The sequence below is a fragment of the Trichocoleus sp. AS-A1 genome (assembly GCF_039962015.1).
Taxonomy (GTDB): Bacteria; Cyanobacteriota; Cyanobacteriia; order Cyanobacteriales; family FACHB-T130; genus FACHB-T130.
In genome coordinates, this window is sequence record NZ_JAMPKG010000019.1 from 1 (window position 1) to 20,704 (window position 20,704).

A 20,704-nucleotide genomic window follows, 5' to 3' on the forward strand; every position below is an offset into this window, starting at 1 on the left:
AAATTGTGACCAAAACGCTGGGCACTTTCTAGTTGTGCCTGTAGGTCTGGTGTTTCGTGAGTTTGGGGTTTCTCCTGAACTGGGAAAGGGCGCGGCTGAAACTGGCTGTTAACGGGTACGAAAGTAGAATTTTGCGGAGCTTTTTGGGGGTCGTGCGATCGCGTTGCCATAGTCACAAATAACTTCTTGTATTTAGTTCAGTTAAGGAATAATTGAGAGCCATCAGGCTCATAGATAGAACCTAAGCGAGAACTCACGCTGTAAGTAGAGTATATTTACGGATTTTCTAATTTCGGAGAGTTAGATATAGCAACACAATATAATAAATCGACTGTTGGAGAAGAAATAGACCTCTTGCAGATTAGGTTGCTTTTTGGTTGCTAAAGCTGTAAAAGTAGAAAAATCAGGACATAGCAATTGAAAAGCGTCCTGATGATGAATTACACAATAGCGCAAACGATCTCACCTGAACACTTCAAGCGTCGCTTTGGGGTTCAACAAAAAACGTTTAAGCAGGTAGTTAACACCCTCAAGCCCGTGTGGCAACCCCGACCCAAACCTGGAGCGAAGCCAAAGCTGGTTCTTTAGGAGCGTGTACTCGTGGCATTGGAGTATCGGCGCAAGTGTCGAACTTACTTCCACATTGGCAGCAGTTGGGGCATTAGCGAAGCTAGTATCTGTCGGATTGTTCATTGGGTTGAAGATCGCTTAATCAGTTCCGGTCGGTTTCGCCTACCGGGTAAGAAGCAGTTAGTCCAGGGGTTTTGGCAACTATTAGTCATAGTGGTCGATGTCATCCAAACGCCCATTGAGCGTCCTAAAAGCCATCAACGCCGGTTCTATTGGGGCAAGAAGAAACGGCACACCCTCAAATGCGAATTGGTGATTGAACAAGCCACGGGCAGGATTATCTGCACCTTTTTCGGCAACGGACGACGGCATGATTTCAAACTATTTCAAGCGGATGGTGTTCACTTTCATCCCTAAATCCAGAGCTTGCACGACAAGGGCTATCAAGGGATACACAAACTGCACACCAACTGCCGCTTACCGAAAAAGAAACCTGGAAAGGGACAACTGACAGCTTAAGACAAAGCTAACAATCGAGCTTTGTCTCGTAAACGGGTCGTGATTGAGCAGGTCAATCGCTGCTTGAAGCTCTTCAGAATCTTGGCCCAGCGGTATCGAAATCGGCGACGATGTTTTGGATTGCGCTGTAACCTCATTCTTGCCTTGTATAACTATGAGCAATCCCAGTCTGCTTAATTTGCAAGAGGTTTAATGATTAAAGACTCACATTACTTGGTTTCCGTTACCCGCCAGCTGAGCTTCAAGTTGATCCAGAAATTCCACAAAGTCACCGCAGCGATCGCAATTAGCTTCGCAACGTATTGATTCACACCCAGGACATTGAACAGCAAATTCAGGATCAAAAGGTTTAATACCAGCCCACTCAGACAGACCAGATTAAATTTCAACAGCCGCTTGAACCGCTTGTTCCATCCCTGTTGGCGACTGGAAATGTCAGCAAAAGTCCAGCTGTCATTCCACAAGAAATTATTGATAATTGCCAACTCCGAAGCCAAAGCTGCACTGCTCGTCAGTCCCAATCCCACTTGGGTACGCAGCAGATAAAAGACTGCCATATCTACAAATACGCCACTGAAACCGACTGCACCAAATCGGAGAAATCGACCAATGGGCCAGCGGGAAAGGCGCAACCTCAGTAGATGTCGCAGATAATCTACATATTGCTTCGCACTGACCTTACTTTCCCCCGCTTGGCGTTCTTGAAACACGTAGCCTGCTTCAGCAATCCAACGGATATCCCCCCGACCCAGCACCTCAATCAAAATCTTATAACCTACCGGACTCAGTGTTTTTCCCACCAAGCACTCGCGGCGTACCAAAAAATAACCACTCATCGGATCGGAGACACGACCCACTACTCCAGGCAGCAGTATTAACCCCAGGATCTGGGCACCACGAGATAAAAATCTACGTACAATACTCCAGTCGCTGACGCCGCCACCTTCCACATGACGACTAGCCGCTGCCAAATCTGCGCCCCGATCCATTTTCGCTAACAGCTGCAATAACAACTCTGGTGGATGCTGGAGATCGGCATCAATTACACCTAATATCTCTCCCCGTGCTGCCTGCCAGCCGCGAATTACCGCTGTCGAAAGTCCCCGTTCTTCAACCCGCCGCATCACTCGTAGATGCGGATACTCCAACATCAGAACCTGAGCGATTTCCCAAGTTCCGTCGGGGCTATTATCATCGACCACAATCAGTTCATAGTCATTCGGGATAGCTCCATCCAACAACTGAGTCAGTAATCGGACAATCTCCCGGATGTTGTCACCTTCGTTATAGGTGGGAAGCACTAAAGAAAAACGGATTGGGCGCGGGATCGGGCGCGTATGTGCGTACCCGTGATCGCCCCCTAGTTTCTGGAAATTCTTAGAGCCTGCTAAAGCTGGGGGAGAAGCTAATCCAGAGATTTGCAATGATTCTGATGGAACCCGCAATAGGGGTGGCAATCCAGGAAGCGTGGGATTGTTTCTAATATCTTTGCGGCTTTCCACCATATACCCTTTAATCCTCTCCAAAGTCAATAAAATCAAATACTTGAAGCTAAACTTAGAAATTGAGCGATGTTTTTGACTCAGCCAGCCCACTCTTCCCTGAAGCCTGACCTTCTAATCTTGAGAGTCATAAAAATTAGCGGCTTCTGTAAGGTAGGAAATCTTACGGTTTTAGGGCTGTTCTTTACTACGCAACAAGTACTTAATACCACATCCTTATGAAAGTATCTTTACGTAATCTTTAAATTAATGGGTAGGTTTACGGCTCAATCTGTAAAAATTGAGTCAAGTGATGTCTAAGCTACTACAAATCCTGCGAAATTGAAGTAGAAGAAGGATAGGATATGTTAAGTGAAACTCGAAAAACACTACATTTTGCATTTAAAGATAAAATTTCAATAAATTGTAATATTTAAGTAAAAATTCGCGTAAAAAAGCCTGCCGAAGCAACGGCTTGGTTTGTATAGCCGCAAATTTACTCGTCAGTGCATTTTTGCTAAATTTACGCCATGTGCAACTTTTTATTAGCCCCTTTTTTTAAGGGTTGGGCGAGCAAAATGTCAAGCAAATTTTGTCAGCTCCCTGCAACCCCCGATAAATTGGGGAGAAATACAGAAAATTGCACACTGCGTTTAATTTTTAAGTTTTAATTGTTTTTGTAGAGATTGGCGCATCACGTCCAATGGCGGCTCGCGGTTTAACCAGATTTTCAGGGCGGCGGCTCCTTGTTGGACGAGCATTTCCAGTCCATCAACGATAATTGCGCCTTGTCTTTGTGCTTGTTGCAGAAACCGGGTAGGGTAGGGTTTGTAAATTAGATCGTAAGCGATCGCGCCTTCTGGCAAATTGGCGATCGCTTCTGCATCTAAGGGAGACTCGTCAACCTTTGGGTACATCCCAACAGGTGTTGTATTGACTAACAAAGATGCTTGAGAAATCAGATTCGGGAGTTCTTCCCAAGAATGAATTCTAATTTCTACTGGTAAGGATGAATTGCGCCAGCTATTTTGAAAAGCGGTTAAATTCTCTCGGTTTCGCCCAACAACATGGATTTGGGCACAACCTAGTTTTTTACAACCGGCAACCACCGCCCGCGCCGCACCACCATTGCCTAAAATGACCGCTACACTTTGGCTCCAATCGCCCTGGTCAGCTTCCAGAGGGGCGAGGAAGCCTTCAACATCCGTATTCGTGCCAACCCATCCCTTATCCGTCTTCGTAACGGTGTTGACGGCTCCTATCCCTTGGGCAATGTCGGATACTTCTGATAGCAGGGGGATAATTGCCTGTTTGTGGGGAATGGTAACGCTAAAGCCCACAAAATTATCCATTGCGGCAAAACCGGCGATCGCTTTCTCTAAATCTTCCGGCGCGACCGACAAAGGTACATAAACGCAATCTAATCCTAAATGAGCGATCGCCGCATTGTGCATCACCGGCGATAGGGAATGCCCGATGGGATGACCAATCACCCCTAAAAGTTTGGTTGTACCTTGAATCATCTGCATTTGGAAAAGTTGGTAACAAGCATCGCTTCTTACTACCATACGGCTATCGGAAATCTTGTTGACAAGCAATTAAGAGCGACTTGTCACGGGGATGAGAAAAATCATTAACGACCGACAACTGACAACAGATAAATAACCAAGCTCAGCAAAACTGAGTTGTATGCCAAAATCAGGATTGATGCATACTGAGCGACCATGCTGGGAACACAACTGGGAGGGCGCTATAAAGTAGTCAAAGTCCTAGGAGCTGGAGGATTTAGTCAAACTTACATTGCCGAGGATACGCAGCGACCGAGAAACCCTAAGTGTGTTGTAAAGCACCTCAAACCTGCTCGTCAAGATCCTGCTTTTTTGCAGGTGGCTCGACGGATGTTCAAAACCGAGGCAAAAACGCTTGAAAAACTGGGCCACCACCAACAAATCCCTCATCTGCTAGCTTACTTTGAACAAGACCAACAATTTTACCTGGTGCAGGAGTTCATTGAAGGTTCGCCGCTGAGCGATGAATTGCACCAAGGTACGCGACTGAGCGAATCTGAAATTATTCAGTTCTTGCAGGATGTACTGGGCATCCTGGAGTTTGTTCATGCTTATCAAGTCATCCACCGCGACATCAAGCCGAGCAATTTGATCCGGCGGCGACAGGACGGCAAATTAGTTTTAATTGACTTTGGCGCGGTCAAGGAAATCCGCACCCAGTTGACGAGTGGAACCGATCAGACTAGCATTACAGTCGGAATTGGCACTCAAGGTTATGTGCCGAGCGAACAACTAGCGGGTAAGCCAAAATACAGCAGCGATATCTATGCCTTGGGGATCACTGCCATCCAACTGCTGACTGGGTTAAGACCGAACCAGCTACCAGAAGATCCTGAAACCTCTGAGATTATTTGGCGGGATAAAGTAAAGGTCAGCGATCGCCTAGCAGCAATTTTAGACAAGATGGTACGATACCACTTCCGCGATCGCTACCAGTCCGCTACAGAAGTCAGCCAAGCGATCGCTTCATTGACAGAGGTATCGTTATCTGAAAATAGGCCCGTTGCAGAAAAATTTGATCCAGAAAATATTGCCGACAAAAGCGGGAAAAAAATTAGCGATCGCGCGGGTGTCCTTGAGAAAAAGGCATCGCCGATCCGTTTAGCGATCGCCAGTATCCTTGCTACCGGCTTGCTGCTGGGTGTACGACAACTGGGAGGTTTGCAGTCTTTGGAACTAGCAACCTTCGATCAGATGGTGCGGTTACGATTTGCGACGCGGGTATTGGGAGACTTAGATCGTTCATCCCCGATGGAAGGGCCAGATCCTCGCCTCTTGGTCGTTGAAATCACCGAAGCAGATATCAAAGCTCAAAACAGATATCCGCTATCCGATCGGACTCTGCATCAGCTGTTAGCGCAACTAGAACGGCATCAACCACGAGTCATCGGTTTGGATATCTATCGCGACATCCCGATGGAACCTGGTCATGCAGAATTATCCAGGCAATTACAAAAGAGCGATCGCATCATTACCGTCTGCAAAATCAGCGATATCGATAATCCTGGAGTTGCACCGCCAAAAATTGTCCCGGAAGACCGCCTTAGCTTTGACGATTTGGTGATCGATCCCGATAACGCCGTTCGCCGCAGTCTCTTGTTTGCGACTTCCGATGTCGGTGCCTGTAAGACCCCCTACTCCCTCGGTGCGCGTCTGGCACTGCGCTACCTGGAACAACTGGGAATCGAGGCACAACCGCACCCAAAAAATTATCTCCAGCTCAATTCAATTGTCTTCAAACCCCTAGAAGCCAATTTTGGAGGATACCAGCAGGCAGATTCAGGCGGCTACCAGATCCTGCTCGATTATCGCTCCGCTCATAATATCGCCCAGCAGGTAACGCTCACTGAAGTTTTGAAAGGTCAGATTAACCCCGATTGGGTGAAAGATCGCATTGTTCTGATTGGTGTCACCTCACCCACAGTTGATAACGTTTTTTATACTCCCTACGGGGGCAGTCGTAAGATGTTTGGGGTAAGGGTGCAAGCACAGACCGTCAGCCAAATCCTCAGCGTTGTTCTAGACAAGCGACCTTTGTTTTGGTCTTGGTCGGAATGGGTTGAGGTGCTATGGATTGTGGGATGGGCAGCCGTTGGCGGCATTTTAGCTTGGCGAATCCGTCATCCCCTGCGATTGATTGTGGTTGGAACTGCAACGCTGGGCATTTTGTTCGTTACCGGCTTCTATTTCTTTATGCAGGCAGGTTGGGTACCTGTCGCAGCACCAGCGCTGGGTTTGCTAGGTAGCGGCGGCTCCACGATCGTCTGTCGGCTGGCTCCAAAAAGAAGAAAACAAGAGCAACCTAAAACTCCCCAAGAGACGCTTTCAGCACCGATAGATAACTGCCCCCCAGAGGAGTCAATCCCAGCAGATACACTATTCACTCAGGAAATCAGCTTCCACTCAGGTTCTACACAAACAACGATGGGTGGCAACTTAGAACCTAATCAGTGCCACTCTTTCTCTCTTTCCGCCACTGAGGGGCAGCTATTGACAGTGGCAGCCGTAGAAGGCAACGTCAATATCACCGTAATCGATCCGGAAGGGCAAACGGTCGGGACGATTACCGATGGCGCACAGTGGCAAGCATTGCTGCCTTCTGCTGGCAATTACAAAATTGAAGTGTACGCGCCTGATGCATCTGTTTATACGGTCAGTTTTGATGTCGGAAACGATGCAACGGAAAGTTCAAACCCGACAATTCTCACAAATTCTCAATTGAACAGCAATAATAGTTTGACAGAGACAAGGATAGACGGCTAAAAGATTTATTGAGTTTGTTTTGCTTGAGATTGCTAATAGTTAATTGATTGATTAATGAATTGCACAATTATGGGTATATAGGAATCCTAGTTCAGTAGTGAGATGGGAGGATTTAGCTCCCCGATTTTTCCTTCACGAATCATGGAGAATTGGTATAGCAACGAGCAGTGAATTGGAGCGCCTTAATGGGTCTGTGTCTGTGCCGCTGGCTCCTCTCGCTGAGCTTTAAATGCAGATGAACCGGGAAGAGACTCTAGAGCGAGCTGACCAGCGATCGCTTTCTCTTCCACACTGCCTTGAATCTTAATTTACCTTTCGCACTTAATGAATCGACACCCCAGCCCTATCAGTCGGGAGAGTCAATCACGATCAGCGTATAATTGCCCCAATGGCAACTCCTGAGTTGTAGAGCGATCGCTGCCATCAATCAGTCTACCCTTAACCTGATTTCTCAACAGTATTTGAGCAGATTCTTAAATGTTTCTATATCTTTTTGCTGCTAGTTGAAGATTGCTTGGCTTCACATGGACTTTGCTAACCAAGTTTCTGCGAGGAGTGAGTCAGGGATCGGGCTTTTATGTCTCTCATCGACTGAAGAAAAATTTTTTAATTAATAGCTTGTCACTCAGCGGCAAGTTTCACTTTTTCCACATTTACAAAGCGAGGTTGCAAGGTGACAACCGTTTTGCGATCGCGATCCTTTACCTGACATTGCTGAATTAAACTTTGATTTAGCAATGCCCAATTTAGGGCAATCTAGAGATTCCAGCTAAATCTTGGCAAATTCACCAGAATCTGCCTCAACCGTTTTAGCTTGATAAAAGCAGTTTTGAAGAAAGGCTTTATGTAGGCGATCGCTAGAATAGTTGTTGTCACGTATACAAACAAAATTCATAAACCTTAAACTGCCTCTCCCACCAAGTATGCACAAGCAAATTTAGCTGATCTGGGGGGAAGAGGGGTTCGAGACAGACAGATAAAACTAAATTCTTCCCTTGACTTACCCAAATAGAATTGTCATGTTTAATAATGAAGAATATCTATCTAAAGATGGGGAATCAATCTTGAATCAAGTGTTGTACTGACTCAACTTGCTCAATCTCTAGCAGATTCTTCTGCATATTACTCGCTGTTATGGAAACCCAAGACTCAGCTATCCATCAGTTTGAGCTTCAACTCTGAGTCGAATGCGCTTGAGGGGTCGCGGCAAAAGCTAAAGCTGGGAAGCTTATCTAACCGTATCTTTATGCATCGGGAATAACTCCGAATTATAGCCAAAGATCGTAATATGTGGAAGCTTTTAAAAGAATTGTTTTCTTCAGGACAATTTATCCCTCACGGTCACTGCTACCTTTGGCAAACGAAACTGGTATGGCTTCACCTGGTTTCTGACTTGTTGATTGCGATCGCCTATTTCTCAATTCCGGCGATGCTCATCTACTTCATCCACAAGCGGAAAGATATTCCCTTTCAAGGGATATTTGCCTTATTTGGAGCCTTTACTATTCTCTGCGGTACCGGGCACCTGATGGAAATCTGGACGCTTTGGCATCCAGTTTACTGGCTGACAGGAATTGAGCAAGCGATGACTGCCTTGGTTTCCTGCTACACGGCTCTACAAATGGTAACGCTGCTGCCGCAATTCCTGGCTTTGGAAACGCCCGAACAACTAGAGATTCTCAACCAGGAACTCCAGAGCGAGATTGCAATCCGGGTGCAGGCAGAAGAAGCTTTACGCCGCGTCAACGATGAGTTAGAAATTCGGGTCAGCGATCGCACCGCCGAGTTATTAAAAACGCTGCATAATCTAGAATCTGAAATCGCCGACCATAAACAGACACAGCAGGAGTTACTCCAGAGTCAGCATTTCATTGAGCGGATTGCTGAAGCCAGTCCCAATGTTTTGTTTCTCTACGATCTGAGCGAGCAGCGTAATGTTTATATTAATCGTGAAATCGGCGCGACTTTAGGGTATACGCCCCAAGAAATTCAAGAAATGGGGTTAGGTTTCCAAAACCTGATGCACCCTGACGATTTCGCCAGACTGCCGGAATATTTCCAACAATTCGAGGACGCCGCTGACAGCGAAATCTTTGAGAATGAGTACCGGATGAGGCATCGAAATGGAGAATGGCGGACTCTGCTCAATCGGGATACTCTGTTTGCGAGAACCGCTGACGGCAAGGTGAAGCAGATTCTCGGCACGACCAGCGATATTACTGAAAGAAAGCAAGCAGAAGTTGAAATTCGTCTGTTGCTGGAAGCAACCCAAGCCATCAATCGTTCTGTTGACGTTGATACTGCTTTAGCAATTATTTTGCGGTTAATTTGTACGACAATCGGCTGGGATTTGGGAGAAACTTGGGTTCCGTCTGATGATGGTACAGTTTTAAAAAATAGTCCGGGTTGGTACGGGTGCGATCGCGAAGCGGTCGTCGCTTTGCGACATAGCTCGGTTGAAGAATTCCGACGCCATAGCGAAACAGTCACATTTAGAGCCAACGTGGGTCTGCCAGGGCGCGTTTGGTCATCGCAGCAACCAGAATGGGTCGAAGATGTTTCCGAAGCCACCCAGGAAACCTTTGTGCGATCGCAAATCGCCGCAAAAGTTGGATTAAAGACGGGTTTGGGCGTGCCAATTCTCGCCAATCAGCGAGTGTTGGCAGTTTTAGTTTTCTTTAAGCGTGGCAAAAGTGCAGAAGATCGACATTTGTTTGAGCTAGTAAGTGCAGTTGCGGCTCAGTTAGGTTGGCTGATTGAGCGCAAACTTGCCGAAGCCGCTCTCAGAAGCAGCGAAGAACGGCTGCAAATGGCGTTAGATGGGAGTGCCTTAGGGATATGGGATTGGAATTTAACGACCGGAGAGATGTATTTCGACCGGCAATGGAAGAAGATGCTGGGGTATGAGCCAGAGGAGATTGAGAACAGTTACCAGTCCTGGGAGCGGCTAGTACATCCAGAGGATACCTCTAGGGCGATAGACTCTTTAACCTTGCATCGGGAAGGTAAAACACCCGTTTCCGAAATTGAATTGCGGATGCGCTCAAAATCAGGCGAATGGAAGTGGATTTTGTGTCATGGTAAGGTGATGGAGCGCGATCGCTCTGGTGTGGCGCTGCGGATGACGGGGACGCATAAAGACGTTAGCGGAGCGAAGCGCGACGAAGTCGTTCGCATTGCCTTAGAACGAGAACTCGCCTTGCGGGAAGCTCGCCTGAATGCCTTTTTCAGCTCGGCTCCTGTCGGATTGAGCATCATGGACGAGCAACTGCGATTCGTGCAAATCAACGAACTCCTGGCAGAGGTGAATGGTTTCCCTGCGGGTGACATGATTGGCAAGAGCCTCTGTGAAGTCATCCCCGATATCGCCCCTAAGCTGGAACCTCTCTATCGGCGAATGTTCGCAACAGGCGAATCTATTCTCAACCAAGAAATCAGCGGTGAAGTACCGAGCCAACCGGGTATTGTTCGAGACTGGATGGTTTCTTTCTTTCCCATACCAGACGAGGATAATCGGCTTTCTGGCGTTGGGGGAGTGGTGATGGAAATCACTGCTCGTAAACAAGCGGAGGTGGCACTGCGCTCGGCGACCGAACGCCTGCAACATCTGCTCACCTCTAGTCCGGGAATTATTTATAGCTGCAAGGCATCGGGGAATTATGACATCACCTTTGTCAGTGAGAATATCAAGACAGTTTTAGGCTATGAAGCCCAAGAATTTCTCGAAGATGGAACTTTTTGGGCAAGCCACATCCATCCAGAAGATGTTAGTCGCGTCTTTGCTGAATTACCGCGACTGTTTGTTACAGGAGATTACGCTTACGAATACCGCTTTTTGCACAAGGACGGAACTTATCGCTGGCTCTACGATCAGATGAAATTGGTCAAAGACGAAGCGGGTAATCCCATTGAGTGCGTTGGGTATTCCTTAAACATCAGCGATCGCAAGCACTCAGAAGATCGGCTGCGACTGCTGGAGCGAGCGATCGCCGCTTCTAGCAATGGTATTGTCATTAGCGATGCCCAACTGCCCGACACGCCAGTGATTTACGTCAATCCAGCTTTTGAGTCCATCACGGGTTACTCGGCAGCAGAAACTCTGGGCAAAAATTGCCGCTTTTTACAGGGACCCGACACCACCCAACCCGCTCTTGAGGAGCTGCGGCTGGCACTGCGCGAAGCAAGAGAGTGTCGCGTTGTGCTGCGGAACTATCGCCAAGACGGCAGCTTATTTTGGAATGAATTTTCTATTGCTCCAGTGCGAGATGCTTTAGGGTGCTTGACTCACTATGTGGGGATTCAAGCGGATATCACCGAGGAGCGAATCGCAGTAGAAGCGCTGACCAATCAATTTAGCCGGACTGTCCTGCTCAAGCAGATTGCCGAAGAAATCCGCTCTAGTTTAGAACCTCAGCACATCTTTGCCACCGCCGCCGAACAAATTTCTCAGCTACTCAGGATCGATCGCTGCCTCATTCATACCTACGTGGTGGAACCGGAACTCAGAATTCCGATAGTCGCTGAGTTTGTGGCTCCTGGTTATCAATCGCTACTGTCTTTGGATATCCCTGTCGTTGGCAATCCCCATGTCCAGCTAATGCTCGCACAAGATGCTGCCATTTCCTCACCGGATGTTTATGCTGAGCCTCTTTTAGAAGCGGTTGAGCCATTTTGCCGCCAGATCGGTCTAAAGTCGATGCTAGCAGTGCGGACTTCTTACCAGGGAGAACCGAACGGAGCAATTGGCTTGCATCAGTGCGATCGCATCCGTCAGTGGACAGCAGACGAGATTGAACTATTAGAGTCTGTTGCGGCTCAAGTCGGGATTGCGATCGCTCAAGCTTCCCTCTTAGAGCAGGAAAAACAACACCGTGCCTATCTCGACTGCCAAAATCAACAGCTACAGCAAGAAATTAGAGTTCGTCAACAGGCACAAGAAGAGCTTGTCAATGCTCAAAGCGAACTGCGGCGGCAGTTAGTCGCGGTAGAGTCGGCATTGGATGGTATGGCGATTCTCAATGCCGAGGATGAGTACATCTATCTGAACGATGCTCATATCAAGATTTTTGGATACGACAACATCAATGACCTTTTGGGTAAGACTTGGCACAAACTTTTTTACCCAGATGAAATTAATCGCTTGGCTCAAGAAGTTGTTCCCATTCTGTTACGAGAGGGAGAATGGTGTGGAGAAGCAATCGGTAAAAAGCAGGATGGAAGCACCTTTTTCCTAGAAATTTCTCTGACTTATACCGAAGAGGGATTTCGGGTTTGCATCTGCCGGGACATTAGCGATCGCAAACAAGCGGAAATTGCCTTGCAACAGCAATTTTTGCGGGAACGTTTGGTGGGGACTATCCAAGAACGCATTCGCTCCTCTCTTAACCTAGAGGCAGTCTTGAAAACAGCCGTGGATGAAGTCCGACAATTTTTGGCAACCGATCGGACAATTATTTACCACTTTAATCTAGACTGGAGCGGGGTTGTGGCTGTCGAGTCAGTGGGCGAGGATTGGACGCCAATTGTCGGAAGCAATATTCAAGACGGCTGCTTTGTGGAAACCTATGTCCCCCTTTACCAGCAAGGTCGCATTCGAGCGATGGCGGATATTTACAACGCGGGTCTAAATGAGTGCCATATTGATTTACTCAGCCAGTTTGAGGTGAAAGCGAACTTGGTGGTTCCGATTTTGCAAGGAGAAAATTTGTGGGGATTACTGATTGCCCAGCACTGTGAAGGCGCAAGGGAGTGGCACTCCTCCGAAATCGAATGTCTCAGACAGTTATCTGTGCAATTGGCGATCGCTATCCAGCAATGCACGCTCTTTGAAAAAGCCACCACTGAAATTATCGAGCGCAAACGGGTCGAGGAGGCATTGCAACGGAGCAACAGTCGGTATCAAAATTTGGCAACAAACATACCGGGCATGATTTATCAATTTATGATGCGCCCGGATGGGATGATGAGTTTTCCGTATATCAGTCCCGTTTGCCAAGAAATCTTTGGTCTTTCTCCAGAAGCGGTTCAGCAGAATATATCTTTAATATTTGATGTCGTTCATCCAGATGACTTACCCAATGTCATTGAATCGATCGCTGTCTCAGCGAATACGCTAAAACATTGGCATGGCATCTGGCGAATTATTGTGCAAGGGAACATCAAATGGATTCAAGGGGATTCTCGACCGGAAAAGCAAGCGGATGGGAATATTCTCTGGGATGGTTTGATGATCGATATTAGCGATCGCTTTCAGGCTGAGGCAGAATTACGCAGAGCGAAAGAAGCTGCCGAGGTTGCCAACCACGCCAAAAGCCAATTTCTCGCCAACATGAGCCACGAACTGAGAACGCCACTCAATGCCATCCTCGGCTTTACCCAAGTGATGAACCTTGACTCATCTTTATCCAAAACTCATCAGGAATATTTGGGAATCATTAATCGAAGTGGCGAACATCTCTTGGAATTAATCAACGACATTCTAGAAATGTCCAAGATTGAGGCAGGCAGAACGACTATTCATGAAAATTGCTTTGACTTAATTCGCCTCTTGGACAACCTAGAAGAGATGTTTCGATTAAAAGCGAAATCCAAGGGATTACAGATTATCTTAGACTATGCCCCAGATATTCCTCAATACGTGCAAACAGATGAAAGTAAATTGCGGCAAATCTTGATGAATCTCCTCGGAAATGCCATCAAATTTACTTCATCCGGCGGTGTCACCTTGCGAGTTAGACATCAAATCGATAATCCGCAGAAATCTCATTCCCCATTATCCATTCCCAATCACCGTTTGGTGTTTGAAGTCGAAGATACCGGCCCTGGTATTTCCCCACAAGAAGTAGACAAACTATTTGAAGCTTTTTCCCAAACAGAAACAGGTCGGCAATCTCAGCAAGGAACTGGATTAGGCCTACCAATTAGCCGCAAATTTGTGCAACTTCTGGGAGGAGATATTGCAGTCAGCAGCCAAGTAGATCGGGGAACGCGATTTTCATTTGATATCCAGATTCGTCAAGCTGAAGCGACTGATATTCAAACGACACAGCCGCAACCCAGGGTGATTGGTTTAGTCCCGAACCAACTTCAATATCGCATCCTGGTTGTGGAAGATCGCCTGGAAAATCGCATCCTGCTAGTCAAACTCTTAACAGATGTTGGATTTGAAGTGCGCGAAGCCGAAAATGGTCTAGAAGCATTTGCCCTGTGGAAGACTTGGCAACCGCACCTGATCTGGATGGATATGCGGATGCCAGTGATGGACGGGTATGAAGCTACCCGACGCATTAAAGCAGATGTGAATGGTCAGGCGGTAGTCATTATTGCGATAACGGCTAGTGCCTTTGAAGATCAGCGAAACCTGATTTTGTCAACAGGCTGCGATGATTTCATCGGCAAACCTTTCCGGAATGAAATTATCTTTGAAAAAATGGCTCAACATTTAGGGGTACGTTATCTTTATGAAGAGTCATTAGAAGGCGGAAGTTGCTTCCCCCCCCGACCTAGGGGGAGTGCGGAAATTTCAGCACCCAATTCATCGTTTCTCCTAAGTCCTTCGTTCTTTCAAGAGATGCCTGTTGAGTGGATTGCAGCTCTCTATCAAGCCGCTATTGAGGCAGATGCGGAGTTGATTTTGAGCCTCGCCGAGCAAATCGCGGAGTCAAAGGCTCCAATATTCAATGCTCTGGTGGATTGTGTCAACAACTTTCAGTTTGAACAGATCACTGATTTAATCGAACAAATTATCTAATGAATAGCGATCGCGTATTTCCACTAAACGGAAATATTTTACTTGTTGACGATACGCCAAACAATCTGCGGCTGTTATCCGATTTGTTAAGTCATCAGGGCTATAAAGTTCGCAGCGTAACGAACGGACAAACTGCTCTAAAAGCGTGTCAGGCAAAACCGCCGGATTTGATTTTGCTCGACATCAATATGCCTCAAATGAATGGCTATGAGGTCTGCGAAAAACTGAAAGCTAACGAGCAAACCCGCGAGATTCCTGTAATTTTTTTAAGCGCTCTCGATGAGGCGATTGACAAGGTAAAAGCTTTTACGGTTGGCGGAATCGATTACATCAGCAAGCCGTTTCAGGTAGAAGAAGTGTTAGTCCGCGTCAAGAATCAACTGGCTCTGAGAGAAGCACAAGTAAAAGTTCTGGAACTGAACGCAGAGCTTGAAAATCGGGTCAAGGAGCGTACCAGTCAGTTAGAAAGGACGAATCAAGAACTCAATGAAGAAATTTTTGAGCGCAAGCGAATCCAGAGCCAACTGCTAGATATGGCGTTGCACGATCCGTTAACTGGCTTGCCCAACCGGGCTGTCTTCATGGAGCGTCTCGAAAACGCACTCAGCCGGACTAAGCAAGAGGCAGATTATCAGTTTGCGGTGTTATTTCTCGATTGCGATCGCTTTAAAGTCGTCAACGATTCTCTCGGTCATCTGGTGGGAGACGAACTGCTGATTGCATTTGCCAAGCGTGTCCAAAAGGCTCTTGTCAGACGGCTCGAACCCTGTTTGAACATCGTCAATACGCTAACGCGATTAGGAGGTGATGAATTTGCAATCATCGTTGAACAAATTAATGATGCCTGCACTGCTACCGTAGTTGCCGATCGAATTCTTCAAGAACTCATGTATCCTTTTCAACTATCCAGACATGAAGTATTCATGAGCGCCAGTATTGGCATCGCTTTGGGAAACATTAACTATGAACAACCTGAATATTTGTTGCGGGATGCAGATACTGCTATGTACCATGCAAAGACATGTGGCAAAGCTCGGTATCACGTTTTCGATCCAGCCATGCACCAGGAAGCTATCCAGCTTTTACAGCTAGAAACCGACCTGCGAAAGGCTATAAATCAACAAGAATTTCAAGTTTATTATCAGCCGATTGTTGCACTGAATACGGGCAAACTTGCTGGATTTGAAGCGTTAGTGCGCTGGAATCATCCCCATCGGGGATTTATTTCTCCATTGGACTTCATTCCAATTGCAGAAGAAACAGGTTTGATTACTCAGATTGATACTTGGGTCATGCGGGAAGCTTGCCAGCAATTAAAGATTTGGCAAGAACAGAAACTCACGCAAGAACCCCTAACAATTAGCGTGAATCTTTCAGGTCGGCAGTTTTCCCAATCAAACTTAATTGAGCAAATTGACGAAATTTTTCAAAAAACTCAACTAAATCCACAAAGCTTAAAATTAGAAATTACAGAAAGTGTCCTGATAAATAATAGCCAATCAGCAATGGCAATTATTCAGGAACTCAAGAAGCGTCAAATTCAGTTAAGCCTTGATGACTTCGGAACAGGTTATTCTTCCTTAAGTTACTTGCACTGCTTTCCAATTAATACCCTGAAGATTGACAAATCTTTCGTTAACCGTATGGAAAGTAGTCAAGAAAATATAGGGTTGGTTCCCGCAATTATGAGAATGGCTCATACGATGGGGATAGGTGTGATTGCTGAAGGAATAGAAACTTCCGGTCAATTAGCCCAACTAAGAGCGCTCAATTGTGATTTTGGTCAAGGATATTTTTTTTCCAAACCTGTAGAAAGTAAATTAGCTTCAGAACTAATTGAAGCAGATCCTCAGTGGTAACAATTCTCTAGGAAAATTTCTTTTTATTTTAAAAATTAAATTTAATCTGCGGAGCATACAAAATAAATTTAATCGGGGGAGTGTACATCTGTTTGTATTTCTCCTTCGGCTAAAAGATACGGTGTTCGCACGTCTTTAGTTAAGTTGCAAAACGTTGATTGATTTCCCTGGCATCCCCCCAATAAATTGGGAGATTTTAACTTGATTTTTCCCTTGTTTAAGGGAGGTTATGAGAATAAAACGACGCTTGCAAGTTCAAGAAGACTTGTGTGTCCACGGTAGCCTTTAAAAGAGGGTAAAGTATTTTGTAGGTTGGCTTTCTTCCTTCAATCCAACACCCTGTTCGGTTGGGTAAGACCTAATCCTTCAAACCAACCGCAGATTTCGTTGCTTTAAAAATTCCCACAAAATTATTTTATTTATCACGAGTTTGTCCCATTAGTCTACTATCTTCAGATATATATACAAAAAAGGAAACAATTCGTTAGATTTATAAAAAGTTAGTCTGAAGGCTTAAACTCCTTAGCCGGACAGCACAGACCTTTCCAAAATCGCACCTCTATCAACACTAGCCGCACTAAACTTTATGGTATCAACTCCTCCATCTCAAGCTTCGTCATCTCAATACGAAGTTACTAATTCAGAAGCAGAAATCGAGTCTTTGGTTATCGAAGCTAAACCAGAAAGTGATATTGATTTAGAGTTTCTATACACCAGAGATATTGAATTTCGCCAGGAAACCATTTACTTCATTGTTGTAGATCGTTTCTATGACGGCGATCCTGACAATAGCGAAGGGCCAAACCCAGAACTTTACGATCCAGAGCGAAAAGATTGGGGTAAATATTGGGGTGGAGATTTACAGGGAATTATTGAAAAACTAGATTACTTAAAGGACTTAGGAGTTACCGCAGTTTGGCTTACCCCCCTGTTTGAGCAAGTGGAAGCATTATTTGTTGAGCAAGCTGCGATTCATGGCTATTGGACGAAGGATTTTAAACGGATTAATCCTCGCTTTATTGGCAAGGATGAAGAACCTTCGCTCAATAAAACTCAAGATACAAAAGATACAGTTTTTGACAGATTAGTTGCTGAGTTACACAAACGCAAGATGAAACTGGTGTTGGATATTGTGTGTAATCACAGCAATCCAGATTTCAGCGGGAAGAAGGGAGAACTCTACGACGATGGAGTAAAAATTGCTGATTTTAATGACGATAAAGATAACTGGTATCACCACTATGGTGAAGTTACCAATTGGGAAGATGAATGGCAAGTTCAAAATTGTGAATTGTCTGGTTTAGCAACTTTTAACGAAAATAACGTCGAGTACCGAAACTACATTAAATCAGCCATTAAACAATGGCTAGACCGGGGAGTTGATGCTTTACGGGTTGACACTGTAAAGCATATGCCGATCTGGTTTTGGCAAGAATTTAACGCGGATATTACCACTCACAAACCAGATGTTTTTATCTTTGGCGAGTGGATTTTTAGCGACCCTCGAAGCGACCTTTCGGTAGAATTCGCCAATGAATCTGGCATGACAATGCTAGATTTTGGTTTTTGTTTGGCAATCCGAGCGGCTTTGGCGCAGGGTGCTGAAGGAGGATTTCACCTGATTCAAGATGTTCTGGATCTGGATCATCGTTATTGCGGGGCGACGGAGTTGATTACATTTATTGATAATCACGATATGCCCCGCTTCCAGTCATTAAATCCCGATCCAGAGATGCTGCGGGTAGCGATCGCTGTGATTATGACCTCCCGTGGGATTCCCTGTATCTACTACGGTACAGAACAGTATCTCCACGACGATACCAACGACGGGAACGATCCTTACAACCGTCCGATGATGGAAAATTGGGACACCGAGTCACGCCTCTATCGAGATATCCGGTTGCTATCAGGTTTGCGGCGATTAAATCCAGCTGTATCGATGGGGAGTCAATGGCAAAAATATCTAACGCCTGACGTTTATTGTTATGTACGCCGTTACCGCGATTCTGTTTTGTTTGTAGCGATGAATCGAGGGGAAGCTGTTAAGTTGGAAGCAATTGATACGGAGTTACCAGACGGCGAACATACCGATATTTTAATGCGGCGCAAGTTTGAAGTTACAGACGGAAAGTTGCAAGACTTGGAACTAGACGCGCGGGATGTAATTGTCATCAGTCATGTTGGGGAACGCATCAAGGGGCAAACGATTGTGCGGGTGCAACTTAATGGAGTGCAGACACAGCCGGGTGAAACTGTTGTGGTAATCGGAGATTGTCCGGAGTTAGGCAATTGGGATATCTCTAAGGCGTATCCGCTAGAATTCATCAATACTAATACTTGGTTTGGGGAAATTCCCTTTGATGAAAGTGCTGGAAAGTTAATTACTTACAAGTATGCACTGTGGCGTGAAGGTCAGGCACCCTTGCGCGAAAATACTGTCGGTCGCCGCTGGGTTATTGCCACGGAAGGGACAGTAAAATGGCGCGATAGATGGGCAACAGGACGGGAATCTTAAGCATTTAAACGCAAAGGTACGCTAAGGAAATCCCAAAGGTACGCGAAGGAATATTTAACTTTGTGTACCTTGGTGATTTCCTTTAGTAACTCTGCGTTATAAATTTTAAGTTATTCTAAGGTTGCTAAGAGTTCGAGGAAGACTCCGTTTGTCCAACCAAAGCCGATTTCGTTGGAACTGTAGCCAAAGAGAATTTCATGGGAAACATTGGCGGAGCAATTACAAACGTCATATTTTTCTACCAGCGTTCCGTATTTTTCAAACTCTTGCACTAGCAGAGATATAAATTTTTTCGCTAAACGATCGGCGTCTTCGTGATAACCATAGCGATGAAGTCCTTGAACTGCAATTAACTGTAAAGGTGCCCAACCAAAGGGAGCATCCCATTGATTTCCGGTTACATGAGTGCTGGTGAGTAATCCTCCCGGTGCCTCAAATTCGGGTAAATTTTCGGTTACTCTTTTGGCTTGTTCTTCAGATGCAATTCCAGCCCACAAAGGATAGAATGTGGCGGCAAATTCATAGGGGCGACGCTTGCCAGTATGGAAGTTGTAATCAAAGTAAAGTCCAGCTTCTTCATCCCAAAGAAATCGGTCAATTAATTTGTGGCGGTTGCGAGCGCGATCGCGCCACTGATGAGCAATTTCTTCATATCCCAAAATATCGTTTATCTGGGCGGTATCTTGCTCTGTTTTATAAAGCAAAACATTCAAGCAAACAGGCGCATAGTGAATAATATCTACACTAAATGGGCCAAAACGGTTGCTGATGTCAAACCCAGATTCTCGCATGGAACGATCGCCTTTGTAGAATAAATCAGTTAAGCGATCGCTCTGGCGGTCATAATACAAGTTGACATCGTAAGCTTCAACTGCAAACGTCCGATAATATTCCCGTACCCGATCATAATGAGTTCTCCCTTCTTCATCCCGCTCGGAAATTAACACTTCCGGCGCTGGACCTTCACCTAATGCAAAATAGCGCGAAAGTCCGGTTGCTTGATTCAGGTGGGGGGGTAATGTCCAATAGTAGTAAAAACGTTCAACGGTTGGCAGTACTGATTGCAGCCAGTCCCGATCCTGCGTGTGCTGGAAGAGAGCCAAAATCATCGGCGTAAGGACGGGAGGTTGCGATCGCGTCAGCATATAGGTACGATTGGCATTCAAAATCGTGCCGTAATGCTCAATTTCATAAATTAGCTGTTCCACCAAGCTTTTGGCTAATTCTATTTCTCCATCTCGCAACAATCCTAACTGGATAAAATAGCTATCCCAGCCGTACATCTCATTAAAACGACCGCCCGGAACCACATAGGCATGAGGTAAATAGAGCAACCCGTGATCTTCAATTTGATCAACTTCTGCCGGTAACGTGCGAATTTCAATTTGATTAAATTCTTCGTTGCTCAAAACTTCCCGCAAAGATGCCTCAATGAGCGCTCGATCTTCTGATTGCGAGACATAGATAGGCCAACCTTTACCGGGAATATGACCAATTTTCGGGTCGCGGGCAGCATCCAAAATATGCTCGTGAGAGCGATAGAGGGTTTTCCAAGTTTTTTTAATGTAGGCTTTTACTGCCTGAATTTGTTCTAGGGAGGGAAACAATTCGGTTTGAGGTAATGATTGATTAATCACGATTTTTCCTTAGTATTTGTAATAAATCTGTCTGTTGCCCCC

At 45.8% G+C, this 20,704-nt stretch carries 8 protein-coding genes and 1 pseudogene; 6 read left to right on the forward strand and 3 right to left on the reverse strand.

All coding sequences use genetic code 11. The features are described from left to right. Positions 1 to 435 precede the first annotated feature (435 nt). Positions 436 to 1,266 (forward strand): annotated as a pseudogene (locus tag NC994_RS15760) (IS5 family transposase). 32 nt (positions 1,267 to 1,298) lie between these two features. Here the strand turns inward: NC994_RS15760 and NC994_RS15765 are convergent. Both NC994_RS15765 and NC994_RS15770 read right to left on the reverse strand, forming a co-directional pair. Then, the gene (locus NC994_RS15765) at positions 1,299 to 2,594 is read right to left on the reverse strand and encodes a glycosyltransferase (protein WP_190438944.1); all 1,296 of its coding nucleotides are present in this window, start codon (positions 2,592 to 2,594) and stop codon (positions 1,299 to 1,301) included. A gap of 629 nt (positions 2,595 to 3,223) precedes the next feature. Further along, positions 3,224 to 4,093, reverse strand: coding sequence for a shikimate dehydrogenase (locus tag NC994_RS15770; protein ID WP_190439094.1), 870 nt, complete (start codon positions 4,091 to 4,093; stop codon positions 3,224 to 3,226). Between the two features lie 201 nt (positions 4,094 to 4,294). On the opposite strand from NC994_RS15770, the gene NC994_RS15775 reads away from it, so the two are divergent. From NC994_RS15775 to NC994_RS15795, 5 genes are all read left to right on the forward strand, one after another. Next, positions 4,295 to 6,901 carry a CHASE2 domain-containing protein gene (locus NC994_RS15775; RefSeq protein WP_190438947.1) on the forward strand — a complete coding sequence of 869 codons (2,607 nt, stop codon included), beginning with the start codon at positions 4,295 to 4,297 and terminating at the stop codon, positions 6,899 to 6,901. A gap of 555 nt (positions 6,902 to 7,456) precedes the next feature. Further along, positions 7,457 to 7,624 (forward strand): hypothetical protein, encoded by a 168-nt coding sequence (locus tag NC994_RS15780; protein WP_190438949.1) that lies wholly within the window; start codon positions 7,457 to 7,459, stop codon positions 7,622 to 7,624. Positions 7,625 to 8,189: 565 nt separating this feature from the next. Beyond that, positions 8,190 to 14,651 (forward strand): PAS domain-containing protein, encoded by a 6,462-nt coding sequence (locus tag NC994_RS15785; protein WP_190438961.1) that lies wholly within the window; start codon positions 8,190 to 8,192, stop codon positions 14,649 to 14,651. Further along, a complete protein-coding gene (locus tag NC994_RS15790; RefSeq protein ID WP_190438962.1) occupies positions 14,651 to 16,510 on the forward strand; it encodes a GGDEF domain-containing response regulator in 1,860 nt (619 codons plus the stop codon). Before NC994_RS15785 ends, NC994_RS15790 begins: the two co-directional genes overlap by 1 nt. 586 nt (positions 16,511 to 17,096) lie before the next feature. After that, complete coding sequence (locus tag NC994_RS15795; protein ID WP_190438964.1) at positions 17,097 to 19,025, forward strand: alpha-amylase family glycosyl hydrolase; 1,929 nt, start codon at positions 17,097 to 17,099, stop codon at positions 19,023 to 19,025. Positions 19,026 to 19,135: 110 nt separating this feature from the next. Here the strand turns inward: NC994_RS15795 and NC994_RS15800 are convergent, their stop codons facing one another. Continuing rightward, positions 19,136 to 20,659: a trehalase family glycosidase gene (locus NC994_RS15800; protein ID WP_190439096.1), complete on the reverse strand. Its 1,524-nt coding sequence runs from the start codon at positions 20,657 to 20,659 to the stop codon at positions 19,136 to 19,138. Positions 20,660 to 20,704: the final 45 nt, after the last annotated feature.

Bases quoted from the DNA above. Each gene is read 5' to 3' on its own strand.
- NC994_RS15765 (WP_190438944.1), bottom strand. From the start codon at position 2,594: ATGGTGGAAAGCCGCAAAGATATTAGAAACAATCCCACGCTTCCTGGA.
- NC994_RS15770 (WP_190439094.1), bottom strand. From the start codon at position 4,093: ATGATTCAAGGTACAACCAAACTTTTAGGGGTGATTGGTCATCCCATC.
- NC994_RS15775 (WP_190438947.1), top strand. From the start codon at position 4,295: ATGCTGGGAACACAACTGGGAGGGCGCTATAAAGTAGTCAAAGTCCTA.
- NC994_RS15785 (WP_190438961.1), top strand. From the start codon at position 8,190: ATGTGGAAGCTTTTAAAAGAATTGTTTTCTTCAGGACAATTTATCCCT.
- NC994_RS15790 (WP_190438962.1), top strand. From the start codon at position 14,651: ATGAATAGCGATCGCGTATTTCCACTAAACGGAAATATTTTACTTGTT.
- NC994_RS15795 (WP_190438964.1), top strand. From the start codon at position 17,097: ATGGTATCAACTCCTCCATCTCAAGCTTCGTCATCTCAATACGAAGTT.